The sequence below is a fragment of the Nocardiopsis coralliicola genome, from assembly GCF_054779695.1.
In genome coordinates this window covers 1-20703 of the sequence record NZ_BAAGXT010000062.1, presented here as the reverse complement: position 1 = coordinate 20703, position 20703 = coordinate 1, and the positions used below count along the sequence as shown (strand labels likewise).

Here is a 20703-nt window from a genome sequence, read left to right as displayed (position 1 = left end):
CGGCATCCATCGGCCGCAGGGCACCCATGACGTCCGGCATAGCCGCACGCACGCCACCCGGCAGCGGGGGAGGAGGCCAGCGCGGTGTCGTGGGAGCAGGCGCCGGCGTGCGCGCCGGCCGAGGCGGTCCGCGCCCGGTGGGCATCGGCCGCGCCGGGCGGTCTGCACCGGGACCTCTCCATGCGGGCCATGTGCCCTGCGTGCGATGCGCGGCGCCGGGCGCCCTCCGTAGCGTCGCCGGCCATGGCTACCGAATCTCCCGCGCATGTGCGGCAGAGCGGGGGGCCGGCGGCAGGGTTCCTCGCCGCCGGCGCCTCCGGTGCGCGCCGCACCCACCCGCTCGCCACGATCCCGCTGACCCAGCTCTTCTACCTCATCGGACTCGCTCCGGCGGTGCTGCTCCTCGCGCCGCTGATGGAGCGCCACCTGCCCGACGACGCACCCCAGGGGGTGCAGATCGTCCTGAGCACCCTGCTGGTGCCGGTCCAGTTCGCGTTCCCCTACCTCGTGCTCTGGGCCTGGCTGCGCTGGTTCGAGCGGCGTCCCTTCGGCTCCACCGGACTGGCTCCGTGGCGGCGCGCACCGGGCGGACTGGCCGCCGGCACCGGGTGGGCGCTCGCCTTCATCTGCGGCTGGATCGGCGCCGCGCTCGCCGCGGGGTCGGCGCGCATCGACCGGGTGCTGGACTTCGGCGAGGGCGGCGCGGTCGGCACCCTCCTGGTCGGCCTGCTGGTCCTGGCGATGCGCGTGGTGATGATCGGCATCGAAGAGCAGCTGTTCCGCGGCTGGATGCTGCAGGCCGTCGGCGTGCGCTGGGGGCGGACGGCCGGCGTGCTCCTGTCGTCGGCCTTCTTCTCCCTGTTCCACTTCTTCTTCATCGGGAGCCTGCTGCTGCCGGAGAGCACGCCGCACGAGCCGCACTGGATCCTGATGCTGAACATCTTCATCTGGGGCGTCTTCGCGGCCCTGGTCACCCTGTGCGCCGGAAACCTGTGGGCCGCCATCGGCTTCCACGCGGCGGCGCTGATCCTGCCCGGGTTCCTGCTCACGGTCGCGGCCGGCGGGGCGGGGAGCGCGTGGCCCGCGACGGAGTCGGCCTTCGGCCTGGTCGTCGTCGCCATCGACGCCCCCTCGCACGCCGCGGGCGGTGCCGGCTTCGCCGGCCTCTTCGAAGGGCTGCCCGCAACCGCCGCGCTCGCGGTGCTCACCGTCCTCGCCTGGCTCCGGCTGCGTGCGGCCGACCGGCGGGCGGCCTGAGCCGGAGCGCAGCAGCGGGGCCGGCTCGGAAGGGCCGGCCCCGCTGCGCTGCCGCAGGCCCTCAGAGCAGGGCGGGCTCGCGGGAGGGGTCGGTGAGCAGCCGGGGGTCGCGCGAGCGCAGCAGCGAGACGTGCGGCGTAGCCGTGCCGGCGGACTCGATCTGCGCGGCTTCGCCGGCGAAGAGGCCGACGAGCTGGAAGAAGCAGGCGACGCCGTTGGCGGTGTCGATCACCTGCAGGTCCACGTCGGGGACGATGACCAGAGACGTCATCGCGCCGTTAGCCGGCTCGCCGCCGAGCGGGGACGGAGTCGTGATCCAGTGGCCCACGTCCAGGTCGGCCCCCGCGATGTAGCCCTCGGCCAGCGCGTGCAGGACGCGGAGGATCCAAGCCGGCACCTCCTCGTCGCCGCCGGCGCGCGGGATGCGGCAGGTGAACTCGAAGCCGGCGCCGGACACCCGCTTCTCCCCGCTGGTCTTCTCGCCCAGCTCGGTCAGGCCGAAGGAGACCAGCAGCCAGTGGCCCTCCAGCGGGTAGGCCAGGACGCCGTGCAGGCCCTCCGGCTGCGCGCCGTCCCCGTCCCGGTCCGCGGCCTGCGGCGCGAACTGCACCGTCAGCGGCTGGACGTCCGGGTGGCGCTCCGCCCACGCCTCGTAGATCCGGGTGAGGCCCGGCAGGATCTCCAGCATGTCCTCGCAGCTCCAGGTCGAGAGGGGTGTCCGCCTCCGAGGATAGGAGGCGCCCGCCGCCGCCCGGGACGCCGCCGGAGCGGGATCGCCCGCCCCGCCGAGAGATCCGAGTGCGATTGCTCAATCAACAGTGGAATTGATGTGATCTTGCTGATGTATGAGTATTGACTTCGTCTCATTGTTCATCTGATGATGGCGGCACCTCGGACCACGGACCAGAGAGGTACCCCCATGACCACGCCCATCCGCCAGCAGCTCTGGATCGACGGCGCCTACACCGACGGTGCCGGCAGCGAGACCTTCGCCGTCGACAGCCCCGCCACCGGCGAGCACGTCGGAACCGTGCCCGTGCCGGTGCAGGCCGACATCGACGCCGCGGTCGCCGCCGCCAACACGGCGCAGCAGGCGTGGGGCCGCACCAACGTCTTCGAGCGCGCCGCCCTGTGCCACCGCATCGGCGACGAGATCTCCGCCCGCCTGCACGAGCTGGCCCGCCTGCAGAGCCTGGAGCAGGGCAAGCCGCTGTCCGAGTCGGTCGCCGACATCGAAGAGGCCGCGCAGCTGTTCCACCTGCACGCCGAGGACGCGGTCCGGCTCTACGGCGAGACGCTGCCCTCCACCGATCCCAAGAAGCGGATGTGGACGTTCCGCGAGGCCGTCGGCACCTGGGCCGTCATCACGCCGTGGAACTTCCCGCTGCTGATGCTCACCGAGTTCACTGCACCGGGCCTGGCCACCGGCAACGCCGTCGTCGTCAAGCCGCCAGCGCACACCTCGCTCACCGTGCTCGCCGCCATGGAGGCGTTCGCCGCCGCCGGCGTCCCCGAAGGGCTCGTCAACATCCTCCCGGGAGAGGCCGAGACCGGAGACGCGCTCGTGCGCCACCCGGGCACGCACGCCATCGGCTTCATCGGCTCCTCGGCCACCGGTGCGAAGATCCAGGCCGCAGCCGGCCTCAAGCGCTCCATCATGGAGTGCTCCGGCAACGGCCCGGTGGTCGTCCTGGAAGACGCCGACCTCGCCGCGGCCGCGCGGGCCGCCGTCTTCGGCGCCTACTACTGCGCCGGCCAGGTCTGCTGCGCCACCGAGCGCGTCATCGTGCACGAGAAGGTCCACGACGCATTCGTCGCCGAGGTGCTCAAGGCGGCGGAGCGCGATGTCCGCCTCGGCGACCCCTTCGACGCCGAGACCACCCTCGGCCCGCTCAACAACGAGGCCGTCGCCCAGAAGATGGACCGGCACCTGGCCGACGCCCGCGAGCGCGGCGCCGGCGTCCTGCTCGGCGGCAAGCGCGCCGAGGACCGGCCCACCGGCCTCTACTACGAGTTCACCGTCGTCGACGGCGTCCCGGAGGACAGCCTGCTCTCCCGTGAGGAGTCCTTCGGCCCGGTCGTGCCGATCATCACCGGCGCCGACGACGACGAGATCCTGCGCATCGCCAACGACGACCCGCTCGGCCTGCAGGGCGCCGTGTTCACGCAGAACATGGGCAAGGCGTACCGCTTCGTCGAGGAGATGAAGGTCGGCCAGGTCGTGGTCAACGACTCCACCGGCTTCTGGGACGTGAACATGCCCTTCGGCGGGGCCGGCGGCCGCGGCACCGGCTGGGGCCGGATCGGCGGAATGTACACCCTGCACGACATGACCGATCTGCGCACGGGCGTGGTCCACCTCGGCTGACCCGGTCCCGCCGCAGCGCGCCGGGAACGGGGCCGCGGCCGTAGGGTCGCCAACGCAGACGCCGGGCGCGGGCAGCGCGCCGCAGAACCGCCGCAGCAGAAAGGCGCACGGGAGATGACAACGGAAGCGGACCGCCGGGCGGGCACCGGAAGGCAGGGCCCGCCCGGGGAGCGCGACCCCTACGGCCTCACCGGGATCGGCGCCGCACCGCGGCCCTACTGGACCGACGCCGTCCCGGCGCCCGAGCCGCGCCCCGCGCTGACCGAGGACACCGCAGCAGGCCTCGCCATCGTCGGCGGCGGCTACACCGGCCTGTGGACGGCCCTGCACGCCAGGCTGCGCCACCCCGGCCTCGACGTGGTGCTCCTGGAACAGGACTCCTGCGGCGGCGCCGCCAGCGGGCGCAACGGCGGCTTCGTGTCGCCGAGCCTCACCCACGGCCTGGCCAACGGCGCCGACCGCTGGCCGCGGGAGATCGCCGCCCTCCAGCGGCTCGGCGCCCGCAACCTCGCCGGCATCGGCCGCGAACTGGACGAGCACGGCATCGACGCCGGCTTCCGCATGCCGGGGAAGGTGTCGGTCGCCTCGACCCCGTGGGAGGAGGAGTGGCTGCGTGCCGCCGCCAGGCAGGAGCGCGCCCACGGGGAAGAGGCCGTTCTGCTCAAGGGCGCCGAGCTCGCCGCCTACGTCGACTCGCCGAAGTACACGCTGGGCCTGTACCTGCCGCACTACGCGCTCGTCGATCCGGCCCGGCTCGTCCTCGGGCTGCGCGAGGCGTGCCTCCGCCTCGGCGTGCGCATCTACGAGCAGACCCCCGTGCTCGGCCTCACCACCCGCGGCGAGGCGGGGAGCCGGGTCCGCCTGGCCACGCCCTACGGCGACGTCCGCGCCAAGCGCGCCGCCCTCGCCACCAACGCCTTCCGGCCGCTGCTGCGCCGGCTGCGGCTGAGCACCGTCCCGGTCTACGACTACGCGATCACCACCGAACCGCTGGGCGGCGAGCAGCTCGCGGCCGTCGGCTGGACCGGCGACCACGGGCTGACCACCGCGGGCAACCAGTTCCACTACATCCGCAAGACCGCCGACGACCGGATCCTGTTCGGCGGCTACGACGCGGTCTACCACTACGGCAGCCCGGTCTCCGAAGCGCTCACCCGCCGCCCGGAGACGTTCCGCCGGCTCGCCGCCCAGTTCGCCGAGGCGTTCCCCGCGCTGTCCGGTGCCGGGTTCAGCCACGCGTGGGGCGGTGTCATCGACTCCTCGACCCGCTTCACCATGTTCACCGGGTCGGCCGCCGGCGGCCGGGTCGCCTACGCGCTCGGTTTCACCGGGCTCGGCGTCGGTGCCACCCGGTTCGCCGCGCTGACGCTGCTCGACCGGTTGGAAGGGCGCCGCACCGAGCGCACCGAGCTCGCCATGATGCGGCGTGCGCCGGTGCCGTTCCCGCCGGAGCCGGTGCGCTGGATCGGCGTCGAGGCGACCCGGTGGTCGATGGCGCGCGAGGACGCCACCGGGCGGCGCAACCTCTGGCTGAAGGCGATGGACCGGCTGGGACTAGGATTCGACTCCTGACCGGAGTCCGCGCCGGATCGCCTGACCGCCCGCCGGCCGCTTCCGGCACCCCGGCGACCCCCGCACCCGCACCCGAGGAAGAGAGCGCGACGATGGCCTCCGACGCGAGCGGCGGCGCCGCGCCCCAGGACGGCGCAGTGCCTCCGGCGCCCCGACTGGACGACCTTGACCGCCGCATCATCGCGATTCTGCAGGCCGACGGCCGCCGCGCCTACAGCCGCATCGCCGAGGACCTCGGCCTGCCCGCCTCCTCGGTGCGCTACCGCGTGCAGCGGCTGGAAGAAGCCGGCATCCTGCAGATCGTCGGGATCGCCGACCCGCTCACCATCGGCTTCGACCGCCTCGCGATGATCGGCATGCGCGTCCAGGCCGGGCGGGCGCCGGAGGTGTGCGCCGCGCTCGCCGCGCTGCCGGAGACCTCCTATGTCATCCAGACCTCCGGCCGGTTCGACGTGATGGCGGAGGTGATCTGCCGGGACACCGCACACGTCACCGACCTGCTCAACGAGTGCATCCAGCGGGTGGACGGCGTCGCCGCCACCGAGTCGTTCTTCGTCCTCGGCGTGCACAAGCTCGCCTACGGCTGGGGCGTCGGCCGCGTCGAGCCGCCCCCGCCGCGCAGCTAACAGCCCCCTGCGCCGACCGCCCCGCAGGCCCGCCCGAACCGCGGCGCCAACCTCGCCCTGCTCAGCTGCGCCTCCCTCGCCGCGCTCGCCAGCGCACCTGTCCCCGCGCTGTCCGGTGGCTGCAGCTCGAGCCCACCGCCTGCCTCGGCGCATCTCCGGCCCGGCCGTCGAGGAGTGCCAGGCGGCCAGGGACGCCGGCTGGTCCGCCATTCCGGCCTATGTCCGGCCGGGTGGGGCCGCCGCGGTGCTCCTCGCGGGTTCGGCCGGCTGGTTCCGGCACCGCCGGCCGCAGTCGGGAGCCGTCGCAGCGGCCGCCGTCCCGGTGCCGGCGCTGGCCGGATTCCTCTCCCCCTCCGCGGGCTGACGCCGCACGGTTCCGCGCTGCCGCCCGGAGCCCCGGCGGCGGGCGGAGTCGGGGCCGCGCGCATCCCGCCGCGCAAGGGGGCACAGGGCCGCCATCGTCCGCAGAACGGGCAGATGCGCCGCAGCCGCCGTCCCGGACGCCCGCGCCGGCCGATTGCGCCCGGTGTGACCAGCGGGGACGGCGGGCAGCTCGCTCCTGCCCCGGGAAGCCCCAGCACACGGCGTTATCGTGGAGGGCATGGCTTCCTACGACCACCGTGCAGAGAAAAGTCGGGAAACGACGGAAACGGACCGGTTTGGGCGGGGGTCGGGCGATGCAGGACCGGTGCGGACCGGGAGGGCAGGAGCGGGAGGCGGTACTGCGGCCTCCGGCAGTACGGCAGAGAGCAGCGGCAAAGACGCCGTCCCGGTGCAGTCAGTGGACCGCGCGATCACCGTGCTCGAAATCCTCGCCCAGCACCGGGAGGCCGGTGTCACCGAGATCGCGGCCGAGCTGGGGGTGCACAAGTCCACGGCGTTCCGGCTGGTCGGCGCCCTTGAGCGGCGCGGATTAGTCGAGCAGCCCGGGCTGCGCGGAAAATACCGGCTCGGATTCGGCGTGATCCGCCTGGCCGGCACCATGGCCGCCGGCCTCGACCTCACGCAGCAGAGCCGCCGTGTCTGCGAGGACCTCGCCGCCGAACTCGGCGAAACGGTCAACATCGCCATACCCAGCGGCGACATGGTCGTCAACATCGACCAGGTGCGCGGCTCCTCGGCGGTAGTGAGCCAGAACTGGATCGGCCGGCAGAACCCCCTCCACTCCACGTCCAGCGGCAAGGTCCTGCTGGCCCACATGCGCGGCGAGAAGCAGCGCCGCATCCTCGAAGGCGACCTCGACCGGGTCACCCCCGCCACCATCACCGACCCCGCGGCCCTGCGCGCCGAGTGCGACGGGATCCTGGAGCGCGGCTTCGCGACCGCGGTCGAGGAGCTCGAGATCGGGCTCAACGCGGTCGCCGCCCCCATCCGCGGCCTCACCGGCGAGGTCATCGCGGCGATCAGCGCCTCCGGCCCCTCCTACCGGATGGAGGAGGAGAAGCTCGACGGCCTCGGCGAGGCCGTCGCCGAGGCCGGCATGGAGATCTCCACCCGCATGGGCCACATGGACCAGCGCCAGAACTGACGCCCGCCGCCGGGCCGCCCGGGGCTGCGGCCCCGGGACGGTTCCCGGTTTCAGGACCGGGCGCCGCCTTCGCCGGCGAGCGCGGCGCGCACCAGGCCGGCGGCCTCCTCGATGAGCTCCTCCACCGGGCGCGACACATCGAGGGTGCGGCCCGCCTCGTCCGGCTGGAGCGGTTCCAGCGTCGCGTACTGCGAGTCGAGCAGGCCGGCCGGCATGAAGTGGCCGCTGCGCCCGGCCAGCCGCTCGCCGATCAGCTCCCGCGGGCCCGCTGGGTGCAGGAAGCGCACGTCGGGCGCTCCGCTGCGCAGCACGTCGCGGTAGCAGCGGCGCAGTGCCGAGCACGCCATCACGCTGTGCTCGCCGGCCGCCTCCCGGTCGGCGATCCACCCGGCGAGCGCATGCAGCCACGGCAGCCGGTCCTCGTCGGTCAGCGGAACGCCGGCCGACATCGCGGCGATGTTGGCCGGCGGATGGAACTCGTCGGCCTCGGCGAAGGCGAAGCCGAGGCGTTCGGCGACCGGCCGGGCGATACTGCTCTTGCCCGAGCCGGAGACCCCCATGAAGACGAAGTGCATATACGGTCCTTCCCCGTCGGCGGCACGGTGCCCCGGCGCCGGATAATAGTGTGACCAATAGTGCGGACGCGGACCGCGGCGGCCCCCCGCCGCGATCCGGGAGCGCGGCGCCCCCGCAGCGCCCCGCAGTGCCGCGCCCCAGTGCCGCCCGCAGCCCGAGGAGCCCGATGACCGCCGACCCCGACCACCGCACCCTGCACAACCGCGTCCTCGCGGAGCTGGGACCGGCGATCGCGGCCGGCGTCTACGGCCCGGGACACGTGTTCACCCTCGACCGGCTGGTCCGCGACTTCGGCGTATCGCGCACCGTCGCGCGCGAAGCGGTCCGCGTGCTGGAGTCGATGCGGCTGGTGGTCAGCCGGCCCCGTACCGGCGTCCGGGTGCGCCCGCACGGCGAGTGGAGCGTCTTCGACCCCCAGCTCATCCGCTGGCGGCTGGCCGGGCCGGGCCGGATGGAGCAGCTGCGGACCCTCACCGAGCTGCGGGCGGCGGTGGAGCCGCCGGCCGCAGCCGCCGCGGCCCGGCGCGCCACGGACCAGGAGCGCACTGCACTGGTCGAGCTGGAGCAGCTGATGGCCGACACCGGGCGCCGCGGCGAGCTGGAGCGCTTCCTGGAGCTCGACACCGCCTTCCACCGCCGCATCCTGGAGCTGTCCGGCAACGAGATGTTCGCCGGGCTGTCCGGCGTCGTCGCCGAGGTGCTCGCCGGGCGCACCCAGCACCAGCTGATGCCGGCCCACCCGCGCGACGAGGCGCTCTGCCTGCACCGGCACGTCGCCTCCGCCATCGCGGGCGGCCTGCCCGAGGTGGCCGAGGCGGCCATGCGCTCGATCGTGCTCGAGGTCGTCGGTGCGCTGGACGCCGCCGAGGGCCCCTGACAACCGCCGCAGCGGCGGCCGGCACGGGCCCCGGCGGCGGGGCGGCGGATCCGCTAGACCAGCAGGCTCACCCCGGCGGCCAGCGCGAAGCCGGTCAGGCCGATGGTGGTCTCCATGACCGTCCAGGTGCGCAGCGTGGTCGGCACGTCCATCTTGAGGAAGCGCCCGACCAGCCAGAAGCCCGAGTCGTTGACGTGCGAGAGCACGGTCGACCCGCACGCGATCGCGATCACGACCAGGGACAGCTCCAGGCCGCCCATGTTCGCCGCCTCCGCGGCCGGCGCGATGAGGCCCGCTGCGGTGGTCAGTGCGACCGTCGCCGAGCCCTGGGCGACCCGCAGCGCTGCGGCGATCACGAACGCGGCCACGATGACCGGCAGGCCGATCCCGTCCAGGGTCTCGGCGAGCGCCTGGCCGATGCCGCTGGCCTGCAGGACGCCGCCGAACATGCCGCCGGCGCCGGTGATCAGGATGATCGAGCAGACCGGTCCGAGCGCGCCGTCCACCAGGTCGCTGACCCGGTCGCCGCGGAACCGGCGGTAGCCCAGCACGGCAAGCGCGACCAGGGTGGTGATGAGCAGCGCGACCGGGGCGTTGCCGATCAGCAGGAACGCGTCGACGACCGCGTTGCCCTCGGGCAGGTAGCCCGTCTCCACCAGGGTGGAGCCGCCGGTGTTGAGCAGGACCAGCAGCATCGGCAGCAGCAGGATGCCGACAACGGTGAGCAGGTGCGGCGGGCGCTCGTCGTCGCGGGTGTCGCCGAGGCCCTCGGTGAGGATCTCCGGAACCGGCAGGTCGAAGCGGCGGCCGGCGTAGAGCGAGTACAGGTAGCTGCCGATGTACCAGGTCGGGATGGCCAGCACGGTGCCGACCAGCAGGACCGTGCCCATCGGTGCGCCGAGCTGGGTGGCCGCGGTGACCGGGCCCGGGTGCGGCGGCACGAAGGCGTGCATCACCGCGAAGGCGCCGGCCGCGGGAAGTGCGTAGTAGAGCACCGAGCCGCCGACCCGGCGGGCGACGCTGAACACGACCGGCAGCATGACGATGAGGCCGGCGTCGAAGAAGATCGGGAACGCGAAGAGCAGCGAGGCGATGCCCAGCGCCAGCGGCGCGCGCTGCTCGCCGAACGCGCGGACCAGCGCCTCGGCGAGGACGCGGGCGCCGCCGGTCACCTCCAGCAGGCGGCCGATCATCACGCCGAGGCCGACCAGCAGCGCCACGTTGGCCAGGGTCGAGCCGAAGCCGTCGAGCAGCACGTCCATGACGTCGCCGGGGCCGATGCCGGTGGCCAGCGCCACCAGCAGGCTGACCGAGACGAGGGCGATGAAGGCGTGCAGCCGGACCTTCATCACCAGGAACAGCAGGACCGCGATAGCGCCCGCTGCGATCAGCAGCAGGGGGCCGGTCCCGTAGACCGGTTCGATGGGATCCACAGGGTCCTCCGGACGGACGAGGGTGCACGGGACACACGGAGGTCCCGCCGGATCATCTGCGCAATGGTAATACTAATTGTGAGCTTCTGTGTCGGGCCGCCGCGCCCCTGTGCACCCCTGTGAACCCGCCGCCGGACCCGGATCCCCGCGGCCCGCGGTGATTCCGCACCCGGCCCCACGCCTTCACACCGCCGAACATTCCGGCGCCCCCGCTGCGCCGCCCCCGATCGAACCGGCGCCGGCCGCATTCCAACCCCGTCTGCCCCACCCGCCACTCCCGCCCCGCACCCGGCAGGCCGCATCCGCCGTGCCGCCCGGGCCCGGTGCAGTCCTGGACCGCAGAGCGCCCGTGCCGCCGGCCCATCCGGCGCGCGGCCGCCGAACGGAGGGCCTCCGGGCCGGAAGGGGGCCATCGGACGGGGCGCCGCACCGCTGCAGGTCCCTTCTGCAGCCGGGAAGGGGGGCGAGACGCGGCTCCGCCGCCGGTGCGCTCCGGCCGTGCCGGCTTCGGACGCGTCGGGCCCGGAGCCGTGCGGCCGTGCCGTTCGCCCGGGTGGCCTGTCCTGGCCTGGAATCCCCGCACCGCCTCCTCTCCTCCCGACCGCGGCATCGCCGTGTGCGGCGCTGTGCCTGCGCGGCGGCGGGGGAGGAGGAGCTGCAGTCGCCGGCCGCGCCGGCTCCCGGACGGCTCGGCGTGCTCGGACGGCTCTGCGGCGCTCCGCGGGCCGGGGGCAGTCCCGGCCCCGGCCCGGGGCAGGCGCTTCCCGCCGCTCGCCGGCCGCCCGCTCCCGGGCCGGCGGGCGCCGCCCAGACGGAGCGGCGGGCCCCGGAGCGGTCCATTCCGGACCTGCACGGCCCCGGCCAGGAGACCAGCGGAGATGGCGGCCCGCCGCGGCCTCCCCGTGCCGCAGGGCCCGGTCCGGCCGCGCCGGAAGAACCCGGTGCGTCCAGGACAGGAGCGCGGTGACGGCCGCGCCGCACCCGGCCTGCGCCGGCCGCTGGGGCGCCGCGGTGCAGGAGCGGGCGTGCCGGGCCCGCCTCGGCACGCTCCCGGCAGCCGGGCGCGTTCCGCCGCGGCTGCCCTGGCCCGGCCCTGCTCCGCTGGCACGTCCCCGACAGCTGCCCGGGGGAGGGCCGGGCAGCGCCCCGGGGGCCGAGGAGGCCCCCGGAGCGGCACGGCCGGCCTGCGGTGCGGCCGTCAGGGCGGGGTGATGCGCAGGGTGGCGATCTGGAACGGGCGGAGGGTGAGGGCCGCGCCGTCCCCGTCCGGCTCCAGGGCGGGGGCGGCGGCCGGATCGTCCAGCGGGCGCTCCAGCAGGTCGGCGGTGTGCACCGCGGCGTTCTCCAGCCCCGGGCCGAACGCCACCCGGGTGCGGGTGCGCTCGCCGTGCGCCTCGTACAGCCGCACCACCACGTCGCCGGAGCGGTCCTCGGCGAGCTTCACCGACTCCACCACCGCACCCGGAGCCGAGACCGCGACCAGCGGCGCCACCGCACCGCCGCCGCCCGCCACCCGCTCCGGCAGGTTGATCCGGTAGCCCTCGCGCACCGCCGCGGCCGTGTCGGCGCCCGGCACCAGCGCGTACCGGAACACGTGCGCGCCCTGGTCGGTCTCCGGATCGGGGAAGCGCGGCGCGCGCAGCAGCGACAGGCGCACCGCGGTCGTCGTACCGCCGTCGCCGCGCACCGCGCGGGTCACGTCCAGGCCGTAGGTCGAATCGTTGACCAGCGCGTGCCCGTAGCCCGGCTCCGCCACCCGCACCCAGCGGTGGCCGCAGTGCTCGAACCGGGCCGCGTCCCAGGAGGTGTTGGTGTGCGCCGGCCGGCGCACGTGCCCGAACTGGATCTCGGCTGCCGCGTCCTCGGCCCGCACGTCCAGCGGGAACGCCGCCTTGAGGAACCGCTCCCGCTCGTGCCAGTCCACTTCGGCGCGCAGGTCCACCCGGCGCGCGCCCCGGGCGAGCTCCACCACCTGGCGCACCGACGACGCGCCGAAGCGGCGCAGGACCGCCACCGCCGCGGTGTCCGGGCCCTCGGCGGAGACCGCCACCTCCTCGGCGGCGTCGAGGTCCTCGGCGCTGTTCCGGTAGAAGCGGTCGACGTCCCACGCGTCCCAGGCGTTGGGCAGGTCCCGGTGCAGCTGCAGCAGGTTGCCGCGCCCGCCGGGGGCCAGCGCCTCCCGCCCGGTGGCCAGGTCCAGCACCGACGCGAGCAGGCCCTGGGCATCGACCTCGACGCGGAGCAGCCCGTTGTCGAGCACGTGCCCGCCCCCGTCCGCCGCGGCCACCCGCACCGGCGCCCCCTCGGCGGCGGGCCGGGGGGCGGCGCCGAGGGCGGGCACGCCGTCCCGTTCGTGCGGGCAGGCGTTGAACACCAGCGGCAGCGCGGCTCCGCCGCGCACGCCCCCGGCCGCCGGGTCCGCATCCGCCAGCGCGCCGTGCGCGGCCGCGATGAGCCCTTCGAGCTCCTCGGCGGCCTCCGCGTAGCCCCGCTCGGCCTCCCGGTGCACCCACGCGATCGACGACCCGGGCAGGATGTCGTGGAACTGGTAGAGCAGCACCCGCTTCCAGATGCGGTCCAGCTCCGCGTAGGGGTAGGCGTAGGCGCCGCCGGAGCGGAGGGCTGCCGTGGCCGCCCACAGCTCCGCCTCGCGCAGCAGGTGCTCGCTGCGCCGGTTGCCCTGCTTGGTCCGGGCCTGGCTGGTGTAGGTGCCGCGGTGCAGCTCCAGGTAGAGCTCGCCGAGCCAGACCGGCGCCTGGGGGTACTCCGCCTCCGCGGCCGCGAAGAAGTCGGCCGGCCGCTCCACCGCGACCCGCGGCGACCCCTCCAGGTCGGCCAGCCGGTCGGCGCGGCCCAGCATCTCCCGGGTCGGGCCGCCGCCGCCGTCGCCGTGGCCGAACGGCGCCAGCGACCGCGACGCCCTCCCCTTCTCCCGGTAGTTCGCCGCGGCGTGCGCCAGCTCCGCGCCGGTCAGCTCGGCGTTGTAGGTGTCCACCGGCGGGAAGTGGGTGAAGATCCGCGTCCCGTCGATCCCCTCCCAGCGGAACGTGTGGTGCGGGAACGCGTTCGTCTGGTTCCAGGAGATCTTCTGGGTGAGGAACCAGCGCGATCCGGAGAGCCGGATCAGCTGCGGCAGCGCCGCGCTGTAGCCGAACGAGTCGGGCAGCCACACCTCCGGGGTGTCCACCCCGAACTCCTCGGCGAAGAACCGCTTGCCGTGCAGGAACTGGCGGGCCAGCGCCTCGCCGCCGGGCATGTTGGTGTCCGACTCGACCCACATGCCGCCCACCGGAACGAACCGGCCCTCGGCCGCGCGCTCGCGCACCCGCGCGTAGACGTCCGGGTAGCCGTCCCGCAGCCAGGCGAGCTGCTGGGCCTGCGACATCGCGAACACCAGCCCGGGATGCTCGTCCATCAGCGCCGTAACGTTGGCGGCGGTGCGGGCCACCTTGCGCACCGTCTCGCGCAGCGGCCAGAGCCACGCCGAGTCGATGTGCGCGTGGCCCACCGCCGAGATCCGGTGCGCACTGGGCTCGGCCGGTGCCGCGAGCACCGCAGCCAGGGGGGCGCGCGCGGCGGACGCCGTGCCGGCCACGTCGCCCGGGTCGAGCACGTCCAGGGCGTCGCCGATCGCGCGCAGCAGCACCCACTTCCGGGACGACTCCGCCGGCAGCGTCCGCATCAGGCCGCCCAGCACATCGAGGTCGGCGGCCAGGCCCCACACCTCGGCGTCGAACACCACCAGGTCAGCCGCTGCCAGCCGGTACAGCGGCTCCGCGCCGGCGCCGGGCGGCGTGCCCAGCGGCGTCGGCGCGAACCCGGCCGGCCCCAGGATCAGCGGGTTCGCCGCCGCCTCCACGTAGAGTTCGACCCGCTCGCCGCCGTGCGCCCGCTCCGCGACCGGGGCCCACGCGCTGCGCGGGTTGAGGCCCTTGACCACCGTGCCGTCCGGCCGCAGGACCAGCCCCTCCGCGCTGAAGCCGGGCCGGAGCGGGTCGAAGCCCAGATCGATCGCCGCCTGCACCCGCTCGCCGGACCAGGACGGCGGTACCGCGCCGGTGAACCGGAACCAGGTGGTGCCCCACGGCGGCCCCCACTCCTCGCCCGCCGACGCCGGCCGGAACGGCGCCGCGAGGCCCTCGGTGACCGGGACCGGCTCGCCGGGCGCGTCCCACCGCGCCACCTCCAGCGGCACCCGCCGCGGATGGACCGCGGGAAGCACCCGCTCGGTCAGGACCCGGTCGAGCCGCTGCTCGATCAGTGCGCGATCGTCGTGCATGGACACTCCCGCCGTGTGCGCCTGCGCCGTCCCCGGACCCCTACCCGCCCGCGGCCCCGCCCGCTCCGCGCCGCGCCCAATCGCGGCGACGGCGCTGGACAGGACGGCCCGATCCCGGTAAACCAATCGGTAACTTCGGTGCTGCGGGCTCTCAGGCGACCGGGCGCGCCTGCCGCGGGTGGGGTCGGCACGACCCGCGGAAGTAGGGCCCGCACCGCCGACGGCGGCGGCCGGCCGGACCACACTGGAACGTGCGACTGCGGCGACGACGGCGAGGAAGAAGCAGGGCGGATGCACAGGCTGATCAACCAGGTACGCCCCTACGCCTGGGGGGCGACCGAGGCGATACCCCGGCTGCTCGGCGTCGAGCCCGACGGGCGGCCGCAGGCCGAGCTGTGGATGGGCGCCCACCCCGCCGCCCCCAGCGGCCTGGACACCGCGGACGGCCCGCTCACCTTCGACGCGTTCATCGCCGCCGCCCCCAAGGACGTCCTCGGCCGCGGCACCGTCGACCGGTTCGGCGAGCGCCTGCCGTTCCTGCTCAAGGTGCTGGCCGCGGACGCGCCGCTCTCCCTGCAGGCGCACCCCGACTCGGCCCGCGCCCGGGCCGGCTACCGCTCCGAGGAGCAGGCCGGTATCCCGGCCGGCGCGCCCGAGCGCAACTACCCCGACCCGTTCCACAAGCCCGAACTGGTGCTGGCGCTCTCCCCGTTCGAGGCGCTGTGCGGCTTCCGCGACCCGGTCAGCGCCCTGGGCGACCTCGCCGGCATCCGCTGCGAACTGGCCCGCCTGATCCGCGCCGACCTCGCCGCGCCCGATCCGCACCTCGCGCTCCGCTCGGCTATGACGCACCTGCTCACCCTCGCGCAGGCGGACCGCGGCCGGCTGCTGGGCGACTTCATCGGCGAGTGGGCCGAACGCGGCGGCGGCAGCCACCACGCCACCGTGCTGGAGCTCTACCACCGCTACCCGGGCGATCCGGGTGCGGTCGCGGCGCTGCTGCTGAACCGGGTCACCCTGCAGCCGGGCGAGGCGCTCTTCCTGCCCGCCGGCAACGTGCACGCCTACCTGCGCGGCACCGCGGTGGAGGTGATGGCCAGCTCCGACAATGTGCTGCGGGCCGGGCTCACCGCCAAGCACGTCGACGTCGGCGAGCTCCTGGCCGTCGTCGACTTCTCCGTCCTGCCGATCCCCTATACCCGCGCCGTGCCGGTGCAGGGCCGGCGCGAGTTCCGCCCCGGTGTCGACGACTTCGCGCTCTGCGAGCTGGGCCCCGGCCGGCTGGCCGCGTCGCTTCCCGGCGGCGCGCCCGCCGTGGTGCTCTGCCTGGACGGCTCCGCTGAGCTCGCCGCCGAGTGCTGCGGCGCCATCCGCCTCAACCGCGGCGAATCGGTGTTCATCCCGGCCAGCTGCGGCGAAGTCGCGATCGGCGGCGACGGCCACCTCGTTGCCGCCACCGTCGGCCTCTGAACACGGCGGCGGCCACCGCGCCGGCGCCGGCCCCGCCGGACCCGCCGTGCAGGCCCGACCCGCCCGGCGCGCGGCCCAGACCCGCCAGGGCCGCCGCAGCGCCGGTCCTGCCTCCGCCCCTCGGCGCGACTGCCGGTCCGGGCGGCGCGCACCGGGGCCGGCGCGGTCATGGGCTGCCGATACGGTGGGGCACCGACATCCGCACGCACCCGGCCGCGCCCGCGGCCGGCAACGGGGGAGAACCATGGCCCTGGAACGTCCTGAGATCGACTTCTACGACGGCCCGCCGCCGGCGGACCTCGAGGTCGCCGACATCGTCATCGGCGAAGGGGCGCAGGCGGGGCACAAGTCGCGCCTCGCGATGCACTACGTGGGCGTGGCCCACTCCACCGGCGAGGAGTTCGACTCCTCCTGGGGCCGCGGCGAGCCGCTCCGCTTCCAGCTCGGCATCGGCCAGGTCATCGCCGGATGGGACCAGGGCGTGCTGGGCATGCGGGTCGGCGGCCGGCGCCGCCTCGTCATCCCGCCGCACCTGGGGTACGGCAACCGCGGTGCCGGAGCGCTCATCAAGCCGGGGGAGACCCTGATCTTCGTCATCGACCTCGTCGAGGTCGGCTGACCCGCCCGCGCGGCCCGGGGAGCCCTCCTGCGCCCTCCCGGGCCGCATGCAGTGCGGCTCAGTCCATCGACGCGCCCACCCTGACCCGCCCGGTGAGCAGGTTCCGGGCGATGGTCCGGCGCTGGATCTCGTCGGTGCCCTCGTAGATCCGCAGCAGCCGCAGGTCCCGGTACCAGCGCTCGATCGGCAGCTCCCGCGTGTAGCCCATGCCGCCGTGCACCTGCATCACCCGGTCCACGATTTCGTTGGCCTTCTGCCCGCCGTACAGCTTCGCCATCGACTGGTGGTGGCGCGAGTCCGCGCCGCGGTCGACCTGCCACGCCGCGCGCAGCACCAGCAGCCGCAGCGCCTCGGTCTCCACCTCCGAGTCGGCGATCATCCACTGGATGGCCTGCCGGTCGGCGATCGGGGCGCCGAACGTCTCCCGCTCGTTGGCGTAGCGCACCGCCATCGCGAGCAGCCGCTCGCAGGCACCGATGGCGCGGGCCGGCAGCAGGTAGCGGCCCTTGCCGATCCACTGCATCGCCAGCGCGAACCCCTGGCCCTCCCCGCCCAGGACCGCCGAGTGCGGAACCCGCACGCCGTCGAAGACGAGGGAGGCGGGCCGGCGCTCGCCCATGGTGTCGATCGGCTCCGAGGTCCAGCCGGCTGCGCGGTCGGCGATGAAGCAGGTGACCCCGCCGTTTGCCCCCTTCTCCGGGTCGGTCACCGCGAACACCAGCGCGAAGTCGGCCTCGTGCCCGCCGGTGATGAACGTCTTCTCCCCGGTGATCACCCAGGAGTCGCCGTCGCGCACGGCGCGGGCGCGGATGTTCTTGGCGTCGGAGCCCGCGCCCGGCTCGGTGATGGCGAAGCAGGACCTCCGGGTGCCCTCGATCGTCGGCAGCAGGTACTCCTCGCGCTGCTCGGCGTCGGCGTGGAACAGGATGTTGTCCGCCTCGCCGCCGAACTTGAAGGTGAGGAAGGTCCGGCCCAGCTCGGCCTCGATGACCGCGGCGGTGACCGCGTCGAGCCCCATCCCGCCGTACTCCACCGGGGTCTGCACCCCCCAGAAGCCGGAGGCGCGGGCCTTGGCGCGCAGGCCGCGGACCTCCTCGGCGGTCAGGCCGGGCGGCGCGCCCTCGCGCTCGCGGCGCAGGACACCGTTCTCCAGGGGGATGAGCTCGCGCTCCACGAAGGTGCGCACCCAGTCGCGGACGCCCCTCTGTTCGTCGCTGAGGGCGAAGTCCACCATGCCTTGCGCTCCGTTCCGCCGGTCGGGGCGCCGCTGATGCCAGCGGGCGCCGCCGAATTAACCTAACGATGTTCGGTTAGCCGGCAGACTAGGCCGGTGGGCGGGGCGCCGCAAGGGGCCGGGCATAGTTGGATCGGCGGGCGGAACGAGGGCAAGGGGGGGACGGCGTGGCGCGACCCAGGACGCCGCTGCTCGGGCGGGAGCGCATCCGCGCCGCCGCGCTGGCGCTGGTGGACGCCGACGGGCTGGAGGCGCTGTCCATGCGCCGGCTGGCGCAGCGGCTCGACGTGCAGGCGGCGTCGCTCTACACCCACTACCGGACCAAGGACGACCTGCTCGCCGACCTCGCGAACACGATCATGGACGGGGTCGACGTGTCCGGGTTCAGCGGCAGCGACTGGCGCATCGGGCTCGCGGCCTGGGCCCGCTCCTACCGGGCGGCCCTGGCGGCCCACCCCAACCTGGTGCCGGTGGTGGCCGTCGGCCCCGGCCGGCGGGACGCGGCGCTGCGCCGCGCCGATGCGGTGCACGGCGCGCTCGTCGGAGCCGGCTGGCCGCCGCGGCAGGCCACCATGATCGGCGCCGCAGCGAAGTACCTCGTCGTCGGGGCGGCGCTGTCCTCGTTCGCCCGAGGATTCTCCGACGACGCGCAGGTCTACGCCGACCGCTACCCCAACCTCCCCGACGCGCACCGGCTCGCCGGGCACGCCGCCGCGATCGACACCGACAGCTTCGAGCTCGCGCTGGACGCCCTCATCGCCGGCCTGGAGCCGCTCACCGCAGAGGAATGACCGGCCGCGGAATTCCGGGGCCCGTTCCCCTTTCCGGGGCCACTCCGCGCTTTCCCCTTTTCGGCCCTTCCTGATTGATCCCTTCCGTCCCCCTGATCCCACCGGTAGCCTCTCGCCCCGGAGCGCCGCCCGGTGGAATTGCGCGGGTTGCCGGGAGATGTGTTCTTCGGGACCTTGGTCCCGTCCGATTTACGGCGATGGGCTCGACTGATTCGGGACCCAGGGTCGGCGCCGCCCACTTCCGGGTTCGCCGCCGAACGGGGCGGAGGTCCTGCGCAACGGGCTGTTTGGGCGGCTGTGGCCTGCGGTTTCGCCGATTCCGGTGAATTCTTCCGTTTGCCTGACGCGGGCGTGTCGGCTTGCTAACGTGACCCAGTAAATCGGCCGGACACCCACGATCGGGCCGAAACAGAGACTTTGCCCGTGCAGTTCGGGAAGCCCCGTGCAGGCAACGCGGTGCGGTGCGGCAATTGCGGTTCCGGTCGGGAATGCGGCGCGGTGCGGCAGCAGCGGTAGCGCGTTCCGGACGGATTTCGGGCTCAGTCGGCGATCCGGTGCTCCGGGCGCGTGTTCAGGAGCGGGTCGTAAAGAATGGAGGCGCATTCCACGAAGGCGTTCCCCGAGGAGCGCAGCGGTGCAGCCCGGCCCCCGGGCCACCCCCCGAAGCAGGACGAGCCCGACGCCGGAACCCCCGGTCAGCGCTCCGCAGGCCCGGCCGCAGTGCCCGGGGCCGAGCGGAACCGGGACCGGTCGCCGTCCGCACCACCGGAGCGAGGAGACGTGCTGTGGCAGAGGCGCCGCCACCGCCAGGACGCGATGGAAACCCGTTAGCGCACATGATGACGAACGAGAACGAACGCCGCCAGCCGGGCCGGTTCCGCCGGATGATGTCCCGGATGGGCTTCGGCCGCCCCGAGTACCCCGCCTCCTACGATCCCGCCGCGGCCCCGCCGGCGCCCGCGGCCGGGCCCGGCCCCGCCGCGCAGGGCCCAGCGGGCCGCCCCGGCACGCAGCCCGGAGCGGCCCCGCAGCCGGGCGTGGAGCCCGCTCCGCAGCAGCAGGGCGCGGCACATCCGGGCGCGCAGCAGCCCGCACCTGAGGCCCCGGCCGCCTACGGCTATGCACGCCCGCAGCCGCCGCCGGCGCACGCCCCGGCCTCGGCGCCGCCCGCCCCGGGGCACCAGCCGCAGCAGCGCGGCGGCATCGCGCTCGCCGCCCCGGCCCAGCAGCAGGGGCTGCACCGCGCGGAGCCCCGCAAGGAGCAGCCCGTCCTGCTGGGCGACGTCGTCGCGGGCATGGCCATGCGCGACCTCAACCTGGTCGACGCGCTGCTCGCCACCGTCGAGGACATGGAGGACGGCGCCGACGACCCCGCGCTGCTCGACCGCCTCTTCGAGATCGACAACCTCGCCACCCGGATGCGGCGGCACAGCGAGAACCTGCTCGTGCTCACCGGGCAGAGCCCGGTCGACCCCGACGAGGAGCCGGTCCCGGTCCTCGACGTCGCCCGCGCCGCGATCTCGGAGATCAAGGACTACGCGCGCATCCAGGTCGGCCGGCTGCCCAACGGCTACGTGCTCGGCACCGTCGCCGACGACGTCAGCCACCTCCTGGCCGAGCTGCTGGACAACGCCACCGAGCACTCCCCGGAGCACGCCCAGGTGGTCATCAGCGCCCAGCCCACGGCCGACGGCGGCCTGCTCTACATCGTCGAGGACGAGGGCATCGGGATCCCGCGCGAGGAGATCGAGGACCTCAACTCCCGCCTCGCCGGCCCGCCGCGGATGGACCAGCGCTCGCTGCGCCACATGGGCCTCTACGTCGCCAGCGTGATCGCCGATCGGCACGGCCTGACCGTGCAGCTCGAAGCGCGCGCCTTCCGCGGTGTCAGCGCCTACGCGGTTGTCCCCAAGGAGCTGCTCAGCGACCGCGGGCCCCGGCCCGACCAGGGCCGCGGCCTCATCCGCACGGCGCCGCCGAGCAACGCCCGCTCCGGCGGCGACGACATCGCGCCCCCGCGCGGCGGCCGGCCGGACGGCGGCCGTGCGCCGCTCGCCGGCCAGCCCGGCACCG

Annotated in this window: 15 protein-coding genes; 10 read left to right on the top strand and 5 right to left on the bottom strand. The window is 74.8% G+C overall.

The annotated features are described in order from the left end of the window. Nucleotides 1–243: 243 nt before the first annotated feature. Nucleotides 244–1257: a CPBP family glutamic-type intramembrane protease gene (locus ACYVGT_RS26190; RefSeq protein ID WP_460863082.1), complete on the top strand. Its 1014-nt coding sequence runs from the start codon at nt 244–246 to the stop codon at nt 1255–1257. A gap of 61 nt (nt 1258–1318) precedes the next feature. Here ACYVGT_RS26190 and ACYVGT_RS26185 read toward each other — a convergent pair whose 3' ends face one another. After that, nucleotides 1319–1945, bottom strand: a complete 627-nt coding sequence (locus ACYVGT_RS26185) for a suppressor of fused domain protein (protein ID WP_460863081.1) — start codon at nt 1943–1945, stop codon at nt 1319–1321. 231 nt (nt 1946–2176) lie between these two features. Between ACYVGT_RS26185 and ACYVGT_RS26180 the strand changes: the two genes are divergently transcribed. The 4 genes from ACYVGT_RS26180 (at nt 2177) to ACYVGT_RS26165 (ending at nt 7351) form a co-directional block, all read left to right on the top strand. Beyond that, on the top strand, nt 2177–3625 hold the full coding sequence (locus tag ACYVGT_RS26180; RefSeq protein WP_460863080.1) for an aldehyde dehydrogenase family protein: 1449 nt from the start codon (nt 2177–2179) through the stop codon (nt 3623–3625). Nucleotides 3626–3739: 114 nt separating this feature from the next. Continuing rightward, nucleotides 3740–5197: an NAD(P)/FAD-dependent oxidoreductase gene (locus ACYVGT_RS26175; RefSeq protein WP_460863079.1), complete on the top strand. Its 1458-nt coding sequence runs from the start codon at nt 3740–3742 to the stop codon at nt 5195–5197. Between the two features lie 92 nt (nt 5198–5289). Continuing rightward, nucleotides 5290–5823 carry an Lrp/AsnC family transcriptional regulator gene (locus tag ACYVGT_RS26170; protein WP_460863078.1) on the top strand — a complete coding sequence of 178 codons (534 nt, stop codon included), beginning with the start codon at nt 5290–5292 and terminating at the stop codon, nt 5821–5823. 772 nt (nt 5824–6595) lie between these two features. Continuing rightward, a complete protein-coding gene (locus tag ACYVGT_RS26165; RefSeq protein ID WP_460863077.1) occupies nt 6596–7351 on the top strand; it encodes an IclR family transcriptional regulator in 756 nt (251 codons plus the stop codon). A 50-nt stretch (nt 7352–7401) separates the two neighbouring features. On the opposite strand, the gene ACYVGT_RS26160 is transcribed toward ACYVGT_RS26165, so the two are convergent. Continuing rightward, complete coding sequence (locus tag ACYVGT_RS26160; protein ID WP_460863076.1) at nt 7402–7926, bottom strand: gluconokinase; 525 nt, start codon at nt 7924–7926, stop codon at nt 7402–7404. Between the two features lie 167 nt (nt 7927–8093). Between ACYVGT_RS26160 and ACYVGT_RS26155 the strand changes: the two genes are divergently transcribed. Then, nucleotides 8094–8804, top strand: a complete 711-nt coding sequence (locus ACYVGT_RS26155) for a FadR/GntR family transcriptional regulator (RefSeq protein WP_460863075.1) — start codon at nt 8094–8096, stop codon at nt 8802–8804. 53 nt (nt 8805–8857) lie between these two features. Here the strand turns inward: ACYVGT_RS26155 and ACYVGT_RS26150 are convergent, their stop codons facing one another. Continuing rightward, the gene (locus ACYVGT_RS26150; protein WP_460863074.1) at nt 8858–10237 is read right to left on the bottom strand and encodes a GntP family permease; all 1380 of its coding nucleotides are present in this window, start codon (nt 10235–10237) and stop codon (nt 8858–8860) included. Between the two features lie 1198 nt (nt 10238–11435). After that, a complete protein-coding gene (locus ACYVGT_RS26145) occupies nt 11436–14516 on the bottom strand; it encodes an alpha-mannosidase (RefSeq protein WP_460863073.1) in 3081 nt (1026 codons plus the stop codon). Nucleotides 14517–14807: 291 nt separating this feature from the next. Between ACYVGT_RS26145 and manA the strand changes: the two genes are divergently transcribed. After that, nucleotides 14808–15986 carry a mannose-6-phosphate isomerase, class I gene (manA, locus tag ACYVGT_RS26140; RefSeq protein ID WP_460863072.1) on the top strand — a complete coding sequence of 393 codons (1179 nt, stop codon included), beginning with the start codon at nt 14808–14810 and terminating at the stop codon, nt 15984–15986. A gap of 244 nt (nt 15987–16230) precedes the next feature. Further along, on the top strand, nt 16231–16605 hold the full coding sequence (locus ACYVGT_RS26135; protein ID WP_460863071.1) for an FKBP-type peptidyl-prolyl cis-trans isomerase: 375 nt from the start codon (nt 16231–16233) through the stop codon (nt 16603–16605). A 58-nt stretch (nt 16606–16663) separates the two neighbouring features. On the opposite strand, the gene ACYVGT_RS26130 is transcribed toward ACYVGT_RS26135, so the two are convergent. Then, nucleotides 16664–17839, bottom strand: a complete 1176-nt coding sequence (locus ACYVGT_RS26130) for an acyl-CoA dehydrogenase family protein (RefSeq protein WP_460863070.1) — start codon at nt 17837–17839, stop codon at nt 16664–16666. 167 nt (nt 17840–18006) lie between these two features. Here ACYVGT_RS26130 and ACYVGT_RS26125 point away from each other — a divergent pair, with 167 nt between their 5' ends. Together ACYVGT_RS26125 and ACYVGT_RS26120 are read left to right on the top strand one after the other, a co-directional pair. Further along, a complete protein-coding gene (locus ACYVGT_RS26125; protein ID WP_460863069.1) occupies nt 18007–18630 on the top strand; it encodes a TetR/AcrR family transcriptional regulator C-terminal domain-containing protein in 624 nt (207 codons plus the stop codon). An 836-nt stretch (nt 18631–19466) separates the two neighbouring features. Beyond that, nucleotides 19467–20703: sensor histidine kinase (locus ACYVGT_RS26120; RefSeq protein WP_460863068.1), on the top strand; the 1237-nt coding region annotated here is incomplete at its 3' end.

Bases quoted from the DNA above. Each gene is read 5' to 3' on its own strand.
- ACYVGT_RS26190 (WP_460863082.1), top strand. From the start codon at position 244: ATGGCTACCGAATCTCCCGCGCATGTGCGGCAGAGCGGGGGGCCGGCG.
- ACYVGT_RS26185 (WP_460863081.1), bottom strand. From the start codon at position 1,945: ATGCTGGAGATCCTGCCGGGCCTCACCCGGATCTACGAGGCGTGGGCG.
- ACYVGT_RS26180 (WP_460863080.1), top strand. From the start codon at position 2,177: ATGACCACGCCCATCCGCCAGCAGCTCTGGATCGACGGCGCCTACACC.
- ACYVGT_RS26175 (WP_460863079.1), top strand. From the start codon at position 3,740: ATGACAACGGAAGCGGACCGCCGGGCGGGCACCGGAAGGCAGGGCCCG.
- ACYVGT_RS26170 (WP_460863078.1), top strand. From the start codon at position 5,290: ATGGCCTCCGACGCGAGCGGCGGCGCCGCGCCCCAGGACGGCGCAGTG.
- ACYVGT_RS26160 (WP_460863076.1), bottom strand. From the start codon at position 7,926: ATGCACTTCGTCTTCATGGGGGTCTCCGGCTCGGGCAAGAGCAGTATC.
- ACYVGT_RS26155 (WP_460863075.1), top strand. From the start codon at position 8,094: ATGACCGCCGACCCCGACCACCGCACCCTGCACAACCGCGTCCTCGCG.
- ACYVGT_RS26145 (WP_460863073.1), bottom strand. From the start codon at position 14,516: ATGCACGACGATCGCGCACTGATCGAGCAGCGGCTCGACCGGGTCCTG.
- manA (WP_460863072.1), top strand. From the start codon at position 14,808: ATGCACAGGCTGATCAACCAGGTACGCCCCTACGCCTGGGGGGCGACC.
- ACYVGT_RS26135 (WP_460863071.1), top strand. From the start codon at position 16,231: ATGGCCCTGGAACGTCCTGAGATCGACTTCTACGACGGCCCGCCGCCG.
- ACYVGT_RS26130 (WP_460863070.1), bottom strand. From the start codon at position 17,839: ATGGTGGACTTCGCCCTCAGCGACGAACAGAGGGGCGTCCGCGACTGG.